At 49.2% G+C, this 19,574-nt stretch carries 17 protein-coding genes; 2 read left to right on the top strand and 15 right to left on the bottom strand.

The annotated features are described in order from the left end of the window. Positions 1–8: 8 nt before the first annotated feature. The 12 genes from O9139_RS28090 to O9139_RS28040 all read right to left on the bottom strand — a co-directional run bounded on the left by O9139_RS28090 (position 9) and on the right by O9139_RS28040 (position 14,394). Positions 9–734 carry a phage baseplate assembly protein V gene (locus tag O9139_RS28090; RefSeq protein WP_270885057.1) on the bottom strand — a complete coding sequence of 242 codons (726 nt, stop codon included), beginning with the start codon at positions 732–734 and terminating at the stop codon, positions 9–11. Continuing rightward, positions 734–1,822: a phage late control D family protein gene (locus tag O9139_RS28085; RefSeq protein WP_270885056.1), complete on the bottom strand. Its 1,089-nt coding sequence runs from the start codon at positions 1,820–1,822 to the stop codon at positions 734–736. The genes O9139_RS28090 and O9139_RS28085 overlap by 1 nt, the downstream gene beginning before the upstream one ends. Before the next feature lie 5 nt (positions 1,823–1,827). Then, positions 1,828–2,454 (bottom strand): CIS tube protein, encoded by a 627-nt coding sequence (locus O9139_RS28080; protein ID WP_270885055.1) that lies wholly within the window; start codon positions 2,452–2,454, stop codon positions 1,828–1,830. Positions 2,455–2,486: 32 nt separating this feature from the next. Then, positions 2,487–7,169, bottom strand: a complete 4,683-nt coding sequence (locus tag O9139_RS28075; protein ID WP_270885054.1) for a hypothetical protein — start codon at positions 7,167–7,169, stop codon at positions 2,487–2,489. Positions 7,170–7,201: 32 nt separating this feature from the next. After that, positions 7,202–7,645 carry a phage tail protein gene (locus O9139_RS28070; RefSeq protein WP_270885053.1) on the bottom strand — a complete coding sequence of 148 codons (444 nt, stop codon included), beginning with the start codon at positions 7,643–7,645 and terminating at the stop codon, positions 7,202–7,204. Positions 7,646–7,659: 14 nt separating this feature from the next. Then, the gene (locus O9139_RS33225; protein ID WP_333742975.1) at positions 7,660–7,833 is read right to left on the bottom strand and encodes a DUF6760 family protein; all 174 of its coding nucleotides are present in this window, start codon (positions 7,831–7,833) and stop codon (positions 7,660–7,662) included. A gap of 20 nt (positions 7,834–7,853) precedes the next feature. After that, the gene (locus O9139_RS28065) at positions 7,854–8,225 is read right to left on the bottom strand and encodes a phage tail assembly protein (protein WP_270885052.1); all 372 of its coding nucleotides are present in this window, start codon (positions 8,223–8,225) and stop codon (positions 7,854–7,856) included. 78 nt (positions 8,226–8,303) lie between these two features. Then, positions 8,304–8,738 carry a phage tail protein gene (locus O9139_RS28060; protein WP_270885051.1) on the bottom strand — a complete coding sequence of 145 codons (435 nt, stop codon included), beginning with the start codon at positions 8,736–8,738 and terminating at the stop codon, positions 8,304–8,306. 42 nt (positions 8,739–8,780) lie between these two features. Further along, on the bottom strand, positions 8,781–10,514 hold the full coding sequence (locus O9139_RS28055) for a phage tail sheath family protein (RefSeq protein WP_270885050.1): 1,734 nt from the start codon (positions 10,512–10,514) through the stop codon (positions 8,781–8,783). A 115-nt stretch (positions 10,515–10,629) separates the two neighbouring features. Next, the gene (locus O9139_RS28050; RefSeq protein WP_270885049.1) at positions 10,630–11,433 is read right to left on the bottom strand and encodes a hypothetical protein; all 804 of its coding nucleotides are present in this window, start codon (positions 11,431–11,433) and stop codon (positions 10,630–10,632) included. A 14-nt stretch (positions 11,434–11,447) separates the two neighbouring features. Then, positions 11,448–12,026 (bottom strand): DUF4255 domain-containing protein, encoded by a 579-nt coding sequence (locus O9139_RS28045; RefSeq protein WP_270885048.1) that lies wholly within the window; start codon positions 12,024–12,026, stop codon positions 11,448–11,450. A gap of 166 nt (positions 12,027–12,192) precedes the next feature. Beyond that, complete coding sequence (locus O9139_RS28040) at positions 12,193–14,394, bottom strand: AAA family ATPase (protein ID WP_270885047.1); 2,202 nt, start codon at positions 14,392–14,394, stop codon at positions 12,193–12,195. 225 nt (positions 14,395–14,619) lie between these two features. Between O9139_RS28040 and O9139_RS28035 the strand changes: the two genes are divergently transcribed. Further along, positions 14,620–15,966: a hypothetical protein gene (locus O9139_RS28035; protein ID WP_270885046.1), complete on the top strand. Its 1,347-nt coding sequence runs from the start codon at positions 14,620–14,622 to the stop codon at positions 15,964–15,966. A 14-nt stretch (positions 15,967–15,980) separates the two neighbouring features. Continuing rightward, positions 15,981–16,604: a hypothetical protein gene (locus O9139_RS28030; RefSeq protein ID WP_270885045.1), complete on the top strand. Its 624-nt coding sequence runs from the start codon at positions 15,981–15,983 to the stop codon at positions 16,602–16,604. Positions 16,605–17,020: 416 nt separating this feature from the next. Here the strand turns inward: O9139_RS28030 and O9139_RS28025 are convergent, their stop codons facing one another. The 3 genes from O9139_RS28025 to O9139_RS28015 form a co-directional block, all read right to left on the bottom strand. Beyond that, on the bottom strand, positions 17,021–17,548 hold the full coding sequence (locus O9139_RS28025) for a DUF3231 family protein (RefSeq protein ID WP_270885044.1): 528 nt from the start codon (positions 17,546–17,548) through the stop codon (positions 17,021–17,023). Positions 17,549–17,909: 361 nt separating this feature from the next. Continuing rightward, positions 17,910–18,773: an aldo/keto reductase gene (locus O9139_RS28020; protein WP_270885043.1), complete on the bottom strand. Its 864-nt coding sequence runs from the start codon at positions 18,771–18,773 to the stop codon at positions 17,910–17,912. A 132-nt stretch (positions 18,774–18,905) separates the two neighbouring features. Next, positions 18,906–19,277, bottom strand: a complete 372-nt coding sequence (locus tag O9139_RS28015) for a carboxymuconolactone decarboxylase family protein (RefSeq protein ID WP_270885042.1) — start codon at positions 19,275–19,277, stop codon at positions 18,906–18,908. Between the last annotated feature and the right edge of the window lie 297 nt (positions 19,278–19,574).

The following is a 19,574-nucleotide window of genomic DNA, read 5'->3' as shown; positions in this document are numbered from 1 at the left end:
TCCTATAGCTAATTGATTTTCACCAAACTGCCTTTAATGTTAATAATGCCGTCCGACTTCAGATCAAGCGTCGCCCCCGCTTTCAAAGCCATCGTTGCGGAAGCCTCAATATTGATTTGCGTCGATTTGATTTTAATTTCCTTTGTGCTTTCGATGCTGACCTCGCCTTTGGCGTTCAACGTAATCTTGCTCGTTTGGCTGACGATCGAAATTTCATTCGCCGAGCCGCCCTTGATCACAATTTTGTTATTTCCGCTGTTATCAGCTATGTTAATGCTCTGATCTTTATCTTTGAGTTCAATGATTTGGCCTTTTTTCGTCTTAATTGTGATGCTCTCGTCACCGCTTTTATCGTTAAAAGAAAGCTCGTGACCCGAGCGTGACTTAATCATGCGCAGATCGTTCTTCTCTGCCGGCGTTGGCGGCTTGTTCTTCGGATTCCACAGCATTCCGATCACAAACGGCATCCGCAGCTCACCAAGATGGAAAGCGACTAACACCTCGTCCCCGACTTCCGGGATGAACAAGCTGCCCATTTCTTTACCGCCCATCAATGTGGCGATGCGGACCCAATCCGTCTCGGTCTCCGTCTCCTGCATCGGAAGCTTCAGCTTGACGCGCCCTAACTTATCGGGGTCGTTATTGTTCGTGACGACAGCCACCATGACGCCGCCTATTTTTTGGCTGGCAAAATCGGCCATACCGCCGATTGTAATATCGGGAGTTTTCATCATTAGACGGCGTTCCCTCCCAATTGAAAACGAGTTGTGTAGCCTTCGTCATCAAAAATGTGCGTGGCTCCGGTAATATAATAAGGCTGGTCATGAACCTTGCCCACTCCGCTGAGCTTTAAGTAGCGCCCTGCGCGAATTTCCGGAATGCCGATACATTCTCCGGTTCCGCTAATCAGCTTCATCGCCCGCCGATTCAGAATGGCGCTCGCATAGCTTTTCGCCTCTTCCTGAGAAGCGACGTTCGTATACATATGTTCTACAAATTCGCCTTTGGAAGCTAAAATGTCTTTGCCCGTCTTACTGTTAGAGCCCAGCTTAGCGATCGCAGCCGACTTGCCTTCAATGATTTTCAGTTCCTTATTATCCCACGCGCGAACCGTTACGCCTGTGATCTGCTCGGCCAAATTCATATCGATCATTAAATTGCGGAGCGTTTTCCCCATTTCCAGCGTCACCACTGGGGTTGTCGCCGTCAGCGGTTTGCGGAAGTATAAATTTTTACCGACAATGAAAAAGTCATAATTAACCAGATTCGCTAAGTTTTGAATATAGTGGTAATCGTTTATTTGACTTTGCGACAGAGCTTCGAACACCGTTGTTGTGGCATCGACATTCGTTTTAAAACCGTACGTTTTGGCGATTTCTTCCACGATGTCGCTGTATTTCTTTTTATTCCATGAACGGGATTTAGTCCCTTTCATCATCAAGTAGGAGATATCCATCCCCCGAATGATGAGTCCAGGAGCGCCGTCTTCCGGGAAATCAACCACAACTGACGTAATATTCCCCGAAAATACCGGAGTAAATTTATCGACATAGCCTAAACTGATATCAATCGCTTTGCCTAAGGCAAACGTCGATAAATATTGAAAATCGTTTTTTGTGACATCGTACGCATCGGCGATTCGAAAAGAAAACGAGTCCGCCGTTCCATCAATGGACGTTTCTACACGCAGTTGATCGATGGCGATCGTATCCGCTATTTTCGCTCCATCTACAGTGATGAGGTAGTAGGGGGCATAAAAATCTTTATATTTTTTGGCTAGGTCGTCATAGGTAAATGAAGCCGTATCTAGTTCTAAGGCCATAGTGGTTAATCCAGCCTCGGAACTGAAATGCGGCGTCCCGTGGCGACTTTCCTAGGGTTGTCAATTTTATTGGCTTTGGCGATTTCCCGCCACAGCGTCGGATCTTCGTACTCGTTGGCGGCGAGCATCCACAGCTGCTCCCCCTGATTCAGCATTTTCAGCTTCGTCCGGTCGGCAGAATGGCGCGGAATTTGCTTCAGCTGGTCCTTTTTGCTGAGTGTTGACTTGAATGTCACTTTCAGCTTGGCGCGGACCGGTACGCCGGTATCCAAAAACATCGTGAACTGTTGATGCACCCCGACCACAACACCCTTGAAGTCCAAAGACCCCCAAACGAAGCGGCATAAAGGCGGTGCGTGAATTTCCTTCTCTACGTCCAGAAGTCCGGAGATTTTCGTTGTCAGCTGACGCACGTCCGTCCCTTTTTCATACGTATCGAAAAAAAGATCCATCGTTAACGTCGTCGTCCCCCCGCTCACGAATTGTGCGATGGGCATGGACAGACCCGGCACTGTTTTCCAAGAATAGCTGTTATTCGTGTCGAGGGTATACTCACCCGGATTGAACATCACTTGCACGTTTTCTGTTTTGCTTCCCTTGTGAACGATAATCATCGCTTTCTTGAGCGCCATCGGTGTCAGTCCTTTCTGCTGTTATATAGATGTTAGAGGCCTCTGCGCTGCCGCTCAAATTTCATCTTTCGCTCAATTTCGCGGAACACTTTGTCGGCGATTTTGGCAATATCCAGCTGTGGAAGCTGCCTGATCAGCTGCTGTACTTGCTCGTTAGTCAGCTCTGGCACCGCCTGCTCGGCAGGCGGTGCTTGCGGCTCCAGCTGCTCGGCGTCCGCCCTAGTGCGCAGCCAGTTCATCTCCAGCGGCGTATTCGCCAGGGGATGAACGATTGATGGCAGCGCTATGCCTTCGGCCGAAGCTGATGTTCGTGCTTGTGCTGGAGCTTGGGTTTGCTTGTGCTCCAGCATGGCGAGCTGTGCGCCGGCTGAGACCGGCCTAACGCCGGGGTGCGCGAGCAGTTGGGCGCTTTGCGCAGCCGCCGTGAGGGCAGGAGCGCTAAGCGCTGCTCCTGCGCTGCTCGCCAGCGTTGGAGTTGTCATGCCGACGCTGGCGGGCTGGCGAACGATCTGCACGCCGGTTGTTGCCGGCGGCGTGTGTCTCAGGATGGTTCGCTCCGCTGCAGCTTCGTGGAAGCCGTGGGCTTCCACGGGCACGGTGCCCGAACCATCGCTGTCCCCGAGCGGCGCGCGCTCGCTGCCGGCGACGATGCCTCGTCGCTGCACATGCTCGGCTTGCGCCGCACGCCAGCCCGGCGCCTCGCTGCTTGGCGCCGTTGGTCCGGCTGCGCTGCTCGGGACGCCGTGGCGGATGTCTCGCGCAGCAGCGCGACTTATGAACGGCTCGGCAGCGTTCGATATGTGTATGTGCTGGCTGAGCGTCTCGCTTCCGCTTCGAGTTCGCTCTGTCAGCGGGATCGACTCAACTGCCCGATCCCGCTCTCTGCGATTTGACCTCAGGATCCGGGATGGTGATGCGATCGTCGCAGTCGATGCTATAGATGTTATTGGTGATATTGACATTATCGGTATAAGCGCCGGTTCCGGGGTTATCGCTTGCCCTCCACCTGTCTCCGAAGTCCGTTCGTTTTGAACACGACCTGTCTGACGCAACGGTCTGACCGTTTCCTGCTGATCCCCTTGCGCCATCAGCCTTCTATTTACAAGTGGCTGAGTTCTGCTAGCCAGCCTGCCTTCTGACTGGCTGGCAGGCTGTGCTTGGGCATTGGCCGCCTTGGTTGTCAGAGAAGCGACGGAAGCCCATGCTTCTCCTTCCAACCTTCGGCGGATTTGCTCCTGCTGTGCTCTCACGCGCTCGACTTGCGAGATTTCGCCCGATCTGCGAATGATTTCCACAGGCGGGTATCCGACATTTCTTTGCTGATGTTGCTGTTGCGCATCTCTGGCTTGAGCGCTCCCCATGCCGTTCGCCAAGCTTTCGCTCGGGTTGACTGCTTGCATCAACCTGATGCCAACCGCCTGACCTGCATGATCTGAGTCCACATGAGCAGACTGACTTGCCGCATTCTTAAAAGCAACTGATGTCGCACTGTCCTGTGCAGCCTGCGCTGATAGCTTGGCCGCAAGCGTTAAACCTGTCTCGGCTTCTTGAGTCCACATAGAACGCATCTGTTCGGCGCGCACTGCTGCTTGTTGCGCGTGAGTAACAGCTCCACTGATTTCTCCATCATTCAATGACTTACGGAAGATTCGCTGATCATCGACTCTGAGCAATTTCGACTTTATAAATGGCTCCGTTTGCACAGTCCCGATGGTTCGGATGCTAGCCCCAGCTGCTCTGGCGGCAATACCCGCTGCCCAATCACCCGCAGGTACGCGGATTGCAGATGCTTGTTTGCCTTCCGCAACAGGTTGGGCGGCCTCCTCCACGATCGGATCGGACTGGCTTTGCTTTAGCTGAACAGCAGGGATCGGATTTCCTTCTATATTAAAATCCCTTTGCGTAACACGCTCAATATTCGCCTGACTAAACGGTGCTCCGTCAATCCCAGCAGCAGATGTTCTCTGCGAAACTGGCTCACTCCGCCCGCTCTGCTCACTCAAACTGCTTCTTTGTGCCACCGTTAGTGACTGCTGTTTGTGCTGCAACTGCTGACTCGTCATTCCCATCGGTTCACTCCGTGTCGTTATGCGTGGCAATGCCGGCATATTGGCGCGAGCTTGATTCCCGCTGCTTGGGTTACGTCTGCTTAAACTAACTGCCCCTGGCTGTGCAGGAAAGCTCGGCATCGTGGGCAGCGCGTGAGAAGCAAGCAGTTGCAGCAACGTCGGACTGCCACTTTGTTCCACATGCCCAGAGCTCTGCCTTTGAGCTTGCACGAGCTGCTGAAGCCATGTGGCATTACTTTGTATTTTGTCAGCTGTGGCTAGGTTATCTTGCACGCTGGTTGCCTTTCGATGTACTTGCGTTGGAGCGGTACGTCCATCCATGGGCTTGCGGACTGTGTGCTTGAATGAACCCACAGAACGATTCGGTGCAGTTAAACCCCCAACATTTACCTGATCCATTTGATCACTAGTGAGTGACGATGCTTCATTTACCCAACGTCGACTTCGCACTGCCGGTCTATCTGGATCATCCACATCACTTCGTTGCAAGCTGCTGGATGGAGCCGTATGTTGCTGATCGTTTTGCATGTTCGCCAACTGGCTATTTTGCGGCACTTGATTCTGTATCGACAATTGCGATTGTTCCACGGACTGTTGATCCGGCCCTGGCAGCACTTGAAACGGAGACCTAGATGCTGCTTGATCGGACACATGCAGATCAGGTTGTTGTCTGTTCTCCGTCAATTGCTCTTGTAACTGCATATTCGTTACTTGCTGGTACGTGAGCTGGTCTTCAAGCTGTTCAACTCGCTGCTGATCTTGTACCTGCGCCTGCATGGCAACGACACTCGCCTCAACTTGCTCAGCAATTAAAGCATCTCGCTTCTGAGATTGCTCTTGCAGTTGCTCTTGCAGTTGTTCCTGCAACTGCTCCTGCAGTTGTTCCTGCAACTGCCCCTGCCACTGTTCCCGCAATTGCTCCTGCGGTTGTAGCGATTTCGTCTGCTGCTCCAGCTGTCTTTCAACTGTCTGCTGAACCTGGTTCATCTCTTGCAAGCGAATCTTTGCAATAGCGTCCTCTTGTTCTTGCTCTATTTTCCGAATAACAGAAATAACAGCTTCTTGCTCTTGCAGATTGGCATATAAAAGCTGCGGCTCAGCAGGTTCGGATGACTCCACCTGTTTCCGCCATACTGGCGTCGAGCTCTTCTTCGAATACCACGGCTCACTGCTATCCGAAGTTTGCGCTCCTCTTCCAGCTTTCATGGAAGCCGGTATGCGCGAGGTTAAACTTGAGACCTGGATGGCCGTCGGCTGTAGCTTGCTGGACAATCGTCCTTGTTTCGGCTCGCACACTGGTGATACTTCTGACGGAGCCTCTTGCTGCTGTTCTGCGTGCTTCAATAACAAGTTTTGCATAAATCGAGCAGTTTGTAAGGCACCGCTTTCCACAATCGTGTTTTCAGCGAGCATGGTGTACTGCCTAAGTGCTTCCAGTTTTTGATCTGGAATCGGCAAATCAGCAGCAGACTCATCGCGAAAAGGGGACTTGGAATTTTTTGTATGTAAAAAATGAGATGACTTTGACTTTACTATGCCTTGAGATATTTCATCCAAATAAACCTTAGCGGTTTGCAATAAACTTTGCTGCTGTTCGGATACCGCTCGTGAAACGCGCTGCTGCGGTTGAATGGCCTGTCTCTCCCCTTGAGGGAAAGATCCAGCGGCTTTATGCAGTAAATGCAACGTTTTCCTTTGAATTTCTGTACGAACTTGGTTATATAAGAGTCCATTTACCGTGACGTTAGGCTGGCTTTCTTTGCTGCTATATGTATGAGCCAGCATGCGCATCGAGGCAGCAAGCTGCCTGATTGAGCGCTGAACGATCGGTGAATTTCCTTTATTGGCGACGTTATAGTTCCTAGAATGAGTGCTTAAAGATTTCCTGTTTTGATTGGAGAGTTTATTCTCAGGCGCTAACTGCGTCAGATCGGCAGCACGCTGCACTTGCCCTACTTGCACTTGCTTTTGCCCTTGATCTACTTGAACTTGCTCTTGCCCTTGACCCGCCTGCACATGCTCTTGCCCTTGACCCGCCTGCACATGCCCTTGCCCTTGACTCGCCTGCACATGCTCTTGCCCTTGACCCGCCTGCACATGCTCTTGCCCTTGACCTGCCTGCACATGCTCTTGCCTTTGACCTGCCTGCACATGCTCTTGCCTTTGACTCGCCTGCACATGCTCTTGTCCTTGACCGGTCTGCATATACTCTTGCCTTTGATCTACTTGCACGCGTTCTTGCGTTTGACTTGCTTGCACATGCTCTTGCTTCGGCAGGCTGTACCCGCTGTTCGTTATAATCTGCTGCAGCTGCTGAATCGTATAGTTCTTCGTGATCAACGGCGCTGCTTCCGCATGATTTAAACTTTCCATCTGTAATTGAAGCTGCAGCACCCAAGACCGCTCATCTGCACCCAGAAAAGAAGCCATATCTTTCTCGCTTAGCAAACCTTTTTGCTTAAAAATAAGCGCAAGCATGCCTAAGTAATTATTTCGCGTAAAGCCATACTTGCCCAAAATACCTGTGGCAAACCACTTCGCTTGGCGCGCCGACTTCCCCGCTGCAGCGCTTGGTTTGGCTGCTGGCAAACGGAGCGTACCTTGCATGATTTTCCTTCGGGGGTTATTCGTTTGTCGAGAATTCATAGACAATCCCCTTCAGAATTTTGGCATGTTGATTACTTTTTGAAAATCGTCTTCAAGCCCTCGTGCACAAGCTCAACGGACTCGATGGCGACATTACTGCTCGCAGCGTTGAGATCCGGGCCGTTCCATTTTACCGGAAACGCGTTCGTAAACTCCCAACGGCACATCTCTTTGCCTTCGGCATTATGCAAAAGAATGGAGCCGTTTTTCCGTTTAATTTTGCCCTGTACAGCACTGCTATACCAATCCCACAGCTCGCTGGAATTCGTAATGCCTCTTTTCAGCATAATATTCGGATATTTCGTATGTTGAATCATGTAGTGCGGGTGCGTATTTAAGCCGCCTTCCCAGAATGGCTTCACTTCGATCTCCGACTTCATGCCGGACACCTCGGAAAAGCCGCCGACAATTAAGCCATCAAGTTCGACCAAAAAGCGAAAAGCCCCGCCTACCTGATGCGATTTGGATACTTTCACCGGTTGGTCACCTCTTACCGAAACACATCAAACGGATTGTCAGGCTGTTTCTTGCCTTCTTCATTCAAATTACGGTTGATGCGGGATATTTCCTCGCACCATTTACGGCGTTCACGGTGTTCCATCGACATAATTTCATCATGCGGCCAATGAAAATAGTAAGCGATAAAGCCTACCTCTTCATAGATCTTGTCAATGGGATAGCCCGTTACGCCATCTCGTCCAAAAAAGACACGTCCACAGCGAATTCGTGCTCACATTTCGGGCAGCTCGTATGCACCCGTGGCACTTCCATTTCGTTGATTTGACGATAAAAATTTTGCAAAAATGCAAGATCAGCTGTGAAAAACTTCTCGACGACACGTGTATCAATCGCACGTAAATCTCCTAGGGTTGTAATGACGCGAGTCAACAAAATAATCGTTAAATAACCAGGGTTTTGCTGAACACGCTGGTCGCGCATAGGTAATATTTCGTCCGCTGCCGTGGCCAGACGCATAACGCCTCTTTTGTGAAGGTTACCGTTCTCGTCCACATACCCTCTAGGAAGCTCGAATTCATATTCTGTTTTGAAAGCCATGCTGTTTACCTCCTTGCGATAATATGGCTGAGCCGGGCGCAATGTGACCATTGCTCCGGCATCAGCTCTCTACCTCTATTACTTCGTGCGTGTCATGCCCTCATGAGCAAGATCCAAACTCTCGATGGCGATCTCGTTACCTGTACCTTTGAAGCTTGGCGCCGAGTATTTCATCGGCCATGCTTCGATCACTTGCCAAGTCGCAACGTCGGAGCCTTCTTCGTTGATCGCGATGATCGTGACCGTTTTACGGGAAACTTTGCCTTGGATGGATTCGTTCATCCAGTTGTACATATCCATGGAGTCTGTAACCCCCCACTTCAATGAGATATTGCCGTATTTCGCAAGACCAGGAAGCTTACGAGGCGTGATCGTTTCATTTCCTTCACGGTACTCGATTACCGATAAAGACGCGTCAAATCCGGATACATCGCTGAATCCAGCTTGCTGAATTCCTTCTACTTCAACTCTAAATCTAAAATTGCGGTAAGGATCCCTACGTTCGCCAGCCATGTTATACCCCTTTCCTCATAGGTCAATCTATGAATGCTTCAACTATTCTTCTCTTGTTTTCTGTGTAATGCGGAAGATCACGAACTCGGCAGGTTTCACCGGCGAAACCCCGATCACACAGATCAGACGGCCATTGTCAATATCGTCCTGCGTCATGGTGGAGCGTCCGATGTTAATGTAGAACGCTTCGGAAGGACTGCCGCCCATTAAAGCGCCATCTCTCCAGACACGCGTCAAGAACGCATCAATCGTCCGCTGCACACGAGCCCACAGCTGTTCGTCATTCGGTTCGAAGACAACCCAGTTCGTTCCATTTTTGATGGATTCTTCGAGGAAGATGAACAAACGTCTAACGTTCACATATTTCCACAATCCGTTGGACGACGTGGTGCGAGCGCCCCATACGCGGATGCCTTGACCGGCGAATGCACGAATCAAGTTCACACCTTGCGGGTTCAAGATGTCTTGCTCACCTTTGTTGTACTGGCAATCCAGTCCGACAGCACCGCGAACGACTTCATTGGCCGGAGCCTTCTGCACGCCACGGGATTGATCAGAACGGGCGTATATACCAATGACTGAGCCTGATGGCGGTATGTAAATGTTACGTTTGTCTAATGGATCGAACACTTGCAGCCAAGGATTGTACATCGCTGCATAGCTGCTGTCAAAGATGTTGCGGTGCGTCATCACGTCCGCCACCTTTGTTTTCTCACGCGGGATATCCAGCACCGCAAAGCGGCTGCCCAAGTTTTCGCAATGAGCGACTAGTGAAAGCTGAACTGTCGGCTCCGTTACGCCCGGAATCGCCATAATGCTAACCACATCGTTGTCGATGAAGGACTGGATACCTGTACGTTTGCCTGGACCGCGATCCACACCCATAAAAATATCAGGTGTTACGTTGCCGATGGAACCGTTGCTTCCTCCAGACAGCGCGATCTGGAATTTACCTGCAGATTCGTTCTCGCCGGATAGCACTTCAAATGGAGCGATAGATCCAAGGTCAGCGCCGACAGTCAAATCTTTCACCGTAATGATGTTGGAACGGGAAACGATTTTCTCTACATGATTGGCTGCGGAGATGTTCAAAGAAACTCTTTCATACGTTTCCGCTTCATCGCCATAGAATACGTGCAGCGTAAATTCGCAAGTTGTCAGCACTTTGGAAGGCAGCAAACCTGCATCGACAACATCGCCTTCCAGCTCTTCAGCCAGCTCGATGATGTTATCCTGCGAAGCGACGACCTTGCTGTACTGCTTTTGGCCTGCTGCTTCGAAAGCGACGATGTCGCCTACGTTGAAGCCGGCGTTATTTTTCACGCGGAATTGTGTCTCGCTGAGCACTTCATAGATTTGCGTTTTGGCTTTGCTCGCCGGAACAACCACGATGCGAACCTGGTTCCCCCAAGTTCCCGGATTTTTGGAAGCAATGCTTAGAATCGCAGATTCTTTGTTGCTGTCGGATTTGTTCGTCGCCACTTTCGCGTCAGTCGGCGCTACACGCATAACGTAGCAGCGGGCTCCTCCGTTTAAGAAGAAATGCTCAACTGCATACGAAAGAAACCGGTACTCGCCAAACTCGTTCTCGGACAAATAGCTGCCGAATAAACGATGGAAATCCGCCACGCTTGTAACGAGCTGCGGGACGCCTTCAATTTCCCCTCTTTGCGCAAGACCTATAAACCCGGCCGTACTTGTGCTTGCTCCTTCAAGCGGTTGGGCTCCGCTATCAAACTCTTCCACATAGACTCCAGGTGATAAATAGTCAGCCATTGTTCCCCAGTTCCGTCAGATGGCTCAACATCAGCCAAAGACATGAAACCAGTTCTCTCCTTTCTGCTTATCATTATTGTATAGAAGATGGACGTGTCCATTCTACTAATTTGGTTCAGGCAAGCCGGATCACGCCTAGGTTCGTAACCGTACCTTCGGTAACGGCAATGCCCTTCATCTCATGCCTCAGACCTTGCCCGTAAGTGATCGTCAGATCCACTTGAAAGGCTGGTACGCGAGCTCCCCGAAAAGCAAGGGCAGCCTCTCCACGCTCTGTCACGCGACTTTCCTGTACAGGCAGCAGCAGCGAACCGCGAGCGAAGGACTTGGCCAGCCTTTGTTCCAATCGGAACCGCTTCTGATATTCCTGCACCTCTGCAATTCGAATCCGCTCGTCAGCAGCTTTGGCGCCTCTTCCCCGCAGCAAATAACTGTCACCAACAGTGACAATTCCTGTGAATGAACCCAACAGCACTTCATCAGTTCCTTTATCGGCTTGCTCCATCATGACGCGCGCTCTAGTGCACGCTTCGTTCGTAATGACGGCCGCAAGCTTAGCCTCTTGGCACGGAGCGCCAGCCTCATCGCGCAGCATCAAACGAATCAATCCTGCTCCCGGAGAAAAAGGATAGGAGGGCAGCGGATTCAGTTGAATAAAAACCATCATGTTGCCGGTTCCGACAGTGATGTGCCTCTGTTCATCAAAATAGTTCTCGTTCCTTACAAATAAGTGATATTCGCCAGGCACGAGATCATTAAATATATAGGAACCGTTCGCTTTGCGTATTGCTTTGGAACGGGCGCCTTCCAAATGAACCGTCGTCGAATTGCCAAGCGGCGCTCCCGCCGTCATAGGGTCTATCACGCCTACAACCAGCGATACGCGCGTTTTAAAATGCGATACACGAATGTTATCCACAACGCGCAAGCCTCCTAGCTTTGAATACGAAAATCGGTTTCCGACACTCTCTTGGTCGTTTTGATGCGGGTCGAATCAATGTTCACAGGTCCGACCGAGTAGCTGATGGAAAGTCTATAAGGGGTATCTGCAAAGTTCCACATGCTCAGCAGGCTCTCGCCCTTGAGGGGCTCCATGACGATGCGAACCTCTTCGTCACGCTCCGCTAATGTGCCTACGGTCATCGAGCCTCGCAGAATCGAATGGTCGTAGAGCACTTGCATCGCTCGGCCAAGAATCCGGTGCTCGTCCAATGCTCGAGACTGCAGCTCGGCCGGCGATTGCACCGTCAGCAAGTAACTGAGATCAACAGCCATCGGCGGATACTGAATCTGCGTCGTTCCTCTGGCAATCATGTGGGTTTGGCGGTTGTCACCACTTTCACGGACATTGTACAAAAATAGAGATAAGTAGAAATCTCCCTTATCAACGGGCGATGCAAGTCCAATCATCTCTGGTTGAGGAATAGGATCTGGGGTCATATTTTCTCTAAGCAGCTTGACTAATGATGCGCTTACATCAGCAATTACCGAATAATCGCTAATAGGAATCACTTCCTGACTCTTAATGCCTAAATATGTATGCTGAAACCGAAGAAATTTGTCACATTTTGTTTCATTTCCTATTATAATTGCAAAATGCGTAGATGACTATAGCCTATTGGACTTTTTTGGCTAAACTAAAGAAATGCCCAGCTCAAATGCGCTGGACATGTCATATTTAATAGTCTTCCCACTCCTGGCGCGCCAAAATTTTGCCTGACTTCTGAAGCTCGTGGCGAATCGATTTTACAATGTGCTGCATGCGGATCGGCTCGCCCGCTTCCGCCGCCAGAAAAGCGGAGGAAAGCACGACGTTTTTAATATTGCCCCCGGCAATTTCATAGCCCTGGGCCAAATATTTAAAGTCCACATCGTCACTGAGCGGTGCTGCCGGAGGAAACATGGACTGCCAAATTTTCTCCCGATAATCGCTGTCAGGAAAGGGAAATTTGATCACATAATTAATCCGGCGTAAAAAGGCTTCATCGATATTGTTCAACAAGTTTGTCGCCAGAACGGTAATGCCCTGATATTCCTCCATCTTTTGCAGCAGGTAGGCGGTTTCGATGTTCGCATACTTGTCATGCGAATCCTTGACCTCGGAACGCTTCCCGAACAACGCGTCCGTTTCGTCAAAAAACAGCACGGCATTACTCATCTGCGCCTCCGCAAAAATTTCGTGCAAGTTTTTCTCCGTCTCGCCAATATATTTGCTGATCACCTGCGACAGATCGACCTTGTACAGCTCCAGCTGTAGATCGCCGGCTACAACTTGGGCAGACATCGTTTTGCCCGTACCCGGCGGCCCGGCAAACAGCATGCTCAGCCCCTTGCCGTAGGCCAGCTTCTTCTCAAACCCCCAGTCGCTGTAGACGACGCCCCGGTATTTGACCTGATTGCACGCGTTGCGCAGCTGATCCTTCTGCTCCGGCGGGAGAATGATATCCTCCCACCGGTAACGAGGCTCGATGCGCGAAGCCTTGCGCTCCAGATTGTGCTGTACCTGCTGGTGGCACGCCTTGTAGAGCGCATCGCTGCGCAGCATCGCCGGCTGTGCAGCCGCTGCCTGGGGCTCGCGCTGCCAGGCGGAGTACCCGCGCGCCAGCGTCAGCGCACGGCGGATCTGCCCGGCCGTGAAGCGAAACTTGCCGCTCATGATGCGCCAGTCCACGTCCGCCGCCATCTCGAGCTCATTCGCGAAAGCCTGCCAAATACGCGTGCGCTCGCTCTCGTCCGGCACCTGCAGCTCATGCTCCAGCAGGATCCGCTCCTTCGGCTTCCAACTCAGCCGATTGAAGCTCCCTGCCAGCAAGAAGACCATGCCGCCGTAGCCGTCAAGCAGGTCATGGAACTGCCCCAGCCGCTGCTGCGCGAGCAAATCCGGCTCCTCCGGATAGAGCGCCTCCAGCCGTGTGAAGACCAACACCGCTTGATGCAAAATCGCTTCGCGAATCAGCGCCCCGAGCTGCTCTTCAAACTGAGCCGCCGCATACAGCAGCACATTCGCTAGATCAACAAACAGCACAGGCTTGCCGAAGTGGCGGCATACGTGCTTCACCTGCAGCTTCTTACCTGCGCCCGTATTGCCCCATAGATGAAAGGCAAGCCGCTTGCGCCGTGCAGCCGGCTCCCCAAGCGCGTCGCGAATGAAGCGCTGCAGCTTGATTTGGAAATCCTGCTGAACGAGCAGCTCAGGCAGCTCCTCATCCGGATAAGCCATCTCGGCCATCGGTTTAAGCTTTGGATCCATTTCGCCGGAATCCAGCAAGAAAGTAACGATTCTTTTATCGAGGATCAGCGGTTTGGAGAGCAGCGATTGTTCCCCCGATTCTTCCTGCGTGAGCAAGTACCGAGCCATTCTGCCCGAAGGCGCCATAAATGTCGTTCTCGCTGCACGCATCTCCTCCGGATGGCTGCAGGCAATTTGCAAGGCCAAGCTGACATTCGGTCTTTTATTCGTCAGATCATCCTGCAAAAAACCAAAAATCCGTTCATATTTGCGATCCAGCTCTACAGCCAGTCCCAATAGCACAAAACGCTTCTCCACCGCAGTTAATCCGAACACCGATGACAGGTAGCTTAACGGAATGAATACGCCCTCTTGTTTGCTCTGCGCAAGCCGCTCCTCGATCGCAGCAGCAGCCCCTTGAATCGCCGCCAGCAGATCAAGTTCTTCTTCGTCTGGTTCTTCCAGCCTGCCTAGCATCCCAATTAACCGAATGAACTCGTCTTCGGACACAAACATTCCGCGAAACGAATCTGTTTGCGGATCCGGCGTCAGCTTCTGACGCCGTTTGTAGAGTAGCTCCAGCTTTCGATCCAGCAACGCAAGCTCGTCTTGATAATGCTCCCATGCATGCACATACCCTTGAACCGTCATAATCCTCCTGATGAGTCTATCTGCAATTTTAATAGATTTATTGTACTACAAGATCGGGTGGCGAGGCCTATCGGCATGGCAAACCATGTGCACACCTCATCTGACTAGATAAACCTATGTTATCATAGAGTTGGAGTGACATGTAGATGAGCCGTACTGTCTTCTATTAATGAATCATCCGTATCATGACAAAAAGATGTAGCAACGGAAGGTTGGAAGTTTTCTATGCTGAACCATACACCCGAATCCAGCGAAAAGAAATCACCTGTCAACGGTGATGAGAAGCAGCAACCCGCTTCAAGATCAGGTGCTGCGAACAATCCTCAGTTATCGCACATTATGCAATTGCAACGCACAATTGGAAATAGAGCTGTTTCGCAGATGCTGCAGCGCAGAATAGACCATGATGCTCCTAACTATGAAGACAAGAACGGTCGGGCGGGAAAAGTTTCCGTGGAAAACATCCGGGGTACATCCCTTGGGCCGGGAGCAAATGCCCCCCGGGTAGAGCCTATCGGCTGGAGGGAGCTGCATGATGGCGGGCACACACTTGCACATCCGGATTCGACGGGCTATAATGCCGTGCGCATGCATTTATGGAATGGCAGGTTAGATGGTCCGGGAGATGAAGAACTGAATCTGGCACCTGGTCCAGCGCAAATAAATAGTTTAATGTCCGCCGGTCCTGAGCAGAGTGCTAAGGAGGCGGTCGATCAAAGAGGTAAGATCTGGCTCGAAACGGAAGTTTCGTATCAAAATGATAACGTTCAGGCGAATGATTTCACCTCTGTCGTCCCCAATGAAATTTCAATGGATTGGGGGTATATGAACGGAAATAACAGAGGAGCCGCAGAAGTGACTTGGAGTGAAACGATTGATCAGCCTGCTGGAGCGCTCACCGACGATCAGAAGGATGAATATAGGGAATTAGATGATGAAGAAGATCTGGATGACAAGTTATCAACCGCATCTAACCAAGAAATTGCTCAAGCCTATAATTTGGTTATCCCTGATCTGCAGAAGTATATGCTGCTCAATTATGATACCATCTTTCTTGGTATGCTTGACGAAGACCGTGAAACGGCGCTGTCGACGTTAGATGAAAACGAAGTCATAGCTCTAATTAACATGTTAGGTTATTCGGACGATCACATTGCCATTAATTTTTACGTGTTAAATAATTTATTAGATGATACCACGTTATTGCAAGACGTGTTTAAGAAATTTTCTGCTGACCTACAATATAGAATAGTTACCTATGTCGGTGAGCAGCTCCTTTTTGACTTGGAGGATTATGGAACGGAATTAATTAAGGCGGAAAGGAGATATTTCGCGATTCTTTCTGAAGAGGAAAAGTATAACACGCTTGATTCCATGGATGAAGATGAAATTGACAACCTGTTCTTAGCGAGAATTGATAATAATTTATTTGAGAATTGGGCGAGATCCCGTGGCAATAATTCCGACGATGAAGCGGAATCATTTTTTGAAGATAATGTGTCGAAGGCCTTACTCGCCAAGCTGCAAGCACGTGTATTAAGGTATTGGCAAAATAAAAGAAGAAAAATATGAACTGAGGTCCTAGCATGCATCAGCGCAAATGGAAAGAAGGCTTCATGACAATGGTTGACAAATTGCAAGCTGACCCCCGAATTAGGGTAACCCAGGCTGTGTTCAATCCGCCTGCTCCCCTGGAGGATATGGAGTTTGCCAAGGAACAATGCCATGGTGTTCTTCCAGAAGGCTGCCAATCGTTCTACGAAGCAATGAATGGACTCACCATTGAGTGGCATATGAACGAACCCAATCCCATAAGCAACGATAGGGGGACTATTCGCATCTTGCCGATTCGCCAGGTATTTGGCAGTTGGCAAGGGGCGACCTGGTTTCCGGAACCCCGCCCGGATACAAAATACCAAGCGGTGAAACCATTTGATCATTTTGTAACGGAGGCATGCGCAGCGTTTAAGGTGAGGCCTCAGAAGCCTGCTGAATCAACGGTCTATTTTCATTATTTCGGAGAAGCTTCCGTCAACACGCGCTATAGCTTCACGGAGTACTTGGAGCGATTGCTGGTGTCACGCGGTTATTGGTACTGGATCCAAGCACTGTCACGAGAAACAGCCGATAATCCTGAAGCTAAAGCATTCCGTCAGGGAGCAAGCCGACTCTTCGATGATTATGAGGATACATGGTTTGTGCCCAAATAAAAAAGCGGTCTCCGAGAGATAGCTCTCAGAGGCCGCTTTTCACATTTACCACTATTCGAGTAAATTATTTTATCCAGGTTCCCGATATAACGATCCCTTGAATACGATATAGATGGTTTGGTTCCCCTTCGGTGTTAAATTTAGCTGTATGCCAGCCGTTTTGCATCAAAGAGCTTCAAAGTTAAATCGTTCTTTCATGGGTAGTTTAAAAAAAAGAACGCTCCCCGCGCCTTCGCTAAGGTTTCTACTTCCAAAATAATCTGGTGCTGTAACGACTTTGATCATGCTCCTAACCATTCCGTGAATCCTAAAAATTGATTGCTCAAGCTTTCTCATGAAGGATTATGTAGGCACTTTTGTTTCATCGGACATTTAACGACACAAATATGCGGACGATAAGCCTAGCCTCCAACGACCTAGGGCCTATAATACGGAGGTGCTTTTAACCACCCTTTTTTCATCATCATATCCTTTAACAGGAGGGAGAACGTTAACTTCTTCATCTGAAACCTGGCAAACATGGCAGCCACATCCGGCCTGACAGACTCCGTCATTCCACGGCAAGCATAATTAATGCCGAGCACAATATTGAAGCTGAGAAGGTTAGCTACTTCCTCATCCGATAATTTGGAGCCCTCCGGGCCACTCCGGAAATCCCCTATCGGTTTATCCGGCGATGCTTCCGGCAGCGGGACACCTTCTGCTTTTAAAAACTCAGTTAACTCCAAAAATATCGGCCGATGCACATCGTTGATAACAACTTGCAGCTTATCCCTAAGCTCCTCGTCTTGAACAATATTAAAAGAGACTTGTTCGCCGCGCATTGTCTGCTCCGTTGCAGTCAAATAAAACCATAGATTCATGACTTCCCCGACGTTCAAAGGGGGCTTTTCACCATCGAGAAACGGCTTTATCGCATCATTAAGTACTTCCATGATATTCATGTTCGCACGCTCCTTTTGCTACTTAGCGTACCCTTTAACTTGTATATTAATTAATGAAAATACTGATCGAGCATTTTATCAGCGCTCGATGGCAAGGGATTGATGGTTGGTTAGGAGTTCCAGCATGTTGGGAGGATACTCCCCATGCGGATGGCTTTTCATCTTCACCTCGCTCTGCCCATTAGCGATTCGATCGCTGGATCAGCCAAATTTATGTGGATTCGTTTAAGTAACAACAATCAAATCAAACTCACTCTTTTTTTATATAAGAGCACATCGTAAAGCGAAAAAAAGCCCTGTATAAAAGGGCTTTTCGTATACTCAACTATTATTTTAATTTGTTATATTCCTCATCTGTTGTTTACTTTAATGTTCCGCCGAATACCGGGAAGAAGCTATGCTCACCATAATTTTGGATGTGATCTACATTCTTTAAAGTTTCCATATCTGCATCGCTGATAACAAAATCAAGTTCTGCATTGATTCTCATGTGATCTGGATTTGCCGTCTTAGGAATGACTACAAGACCAAGCTGTATATCATAACGTAGGCAAAGCTGAGCAACAGAGACTCCATACTTATCAGCTACTACCTTAACTTCTGCATGATCAAGGACTGCACCGTGTGCAATTGGTGAATATGCCTCTACCAGGATGTCATTCTTCTGGCAGAATTCAATAAGCTCCAAAGGAGTGTTGCTCACATGTGCCAGTATCTGATTGACCATAGGCTTGATCTCACAGCTTGCTAGAATATTCTCTACATCATCCTGAAGGAAGTTAGAAAGGCCGATTGCCTTTACTTTGCCTGTCTTATAAGCTTCCTCCATGGCTTTCCATGCTACTTTGTTTTCCTCGAAGTAACGGTTCTCCGCACGGAACTCCTTCCAAGGCTGTGGACTGTGGATAATCAATAGGTCAATGTAATCCAGTCCCATTTTTGCTAAAGACTCATTAATGGACTGGGTAACAGCATCGTAATTCTTTACTTCTGCAGCAACCTTTGTCGTGATGAAAAGTTCTTCTCTTGCGACACCGCAAGAACGAATTCCTTCACCTACACTAGCTTCATTCATATAAGCCTGCGCAGTATCAATATGGCGATATCCGATAAATACCGCATCACGCACTGCCTGTGATGCCTGCTCATCTTTAATAAGCCAAGTACCAAGACCTAATTTTGGAATTTCTAAACCATTTGAAAGTTTGTATGTTTCGTTAAACATGTTTTTTGTCTCCTTTGCACTGTGATATTTATTTCTTTTCTTCAATTTCAGGAATAATTTCATTCACGCATGCTAATGCGTTCAGCGTTCTCGGAAAGCCTATATACGGGAGGCAGTGGGTGATAGCCGTAATCAAGGTTTCTTTGTCATTGCCCACATTTTGTTAGCTAGTACGTGCGCCTTCACTTGACCTTCTGCACCACCCAAACTACTTACGATACAGAGTGTCAATAGTTCCCGTGTTTGCAAACCCAGTCCTCCGCGCGTACAGAAGTCCCCAAAACAGAAATAAGAAAGATAATCCTGTATGTGTTTTTGGTTTTTCGGAGCATTTTCACGCATTGTTGTATGATCACCAAAGATCTCTACCTGTACAGCAAGCCCCTTATCAAACTGAGTATTTTCTTCAGTTTGTGTTTGGCTCTCAAGCGGCAATGCAATTTTTCTTGCTTTGAAAACCTCGTTGACTTCATTTGTCTTTGATTCCGCCGAGCTTGGAACCAACTAAGGTAGCGATACCGAAGGCAAAAAGAGCATCACTCACTTCGTTAGCATGAAAGGGGGCAATTTATTTAACGCGTTATGTTTAATCAACATCTGTTTAAAATTATAAATGGAACCAAGCAGTTTTCAATGGTTAAAAGAAAGCGAATTGTTGATTATTAAACAAATTAATACATATTGTTTATTATTTATTGGGAGGTTGCGGCTGCAGCCCCGGTCTTTTAACCAGAATGAAGTCTTCGTCCAAAGTCGTTCCGAGTCCATCCCTCCTAGAAAAGCATCGCCGTTTCGCAGCGT

The sequence above is a fragment of the Paenibacillus aestuarii genome (assembly GCF_027789125.1).
GTDB lineage: Bacteria > Bacillota > Bacilli > Paenibacillales > NBRC-103111 > Paenibacillus_E > Paenibacillus_E aestuarii.
This window is presented reverse-complemented; position numbering and strand designations above follow the sequence as displayed.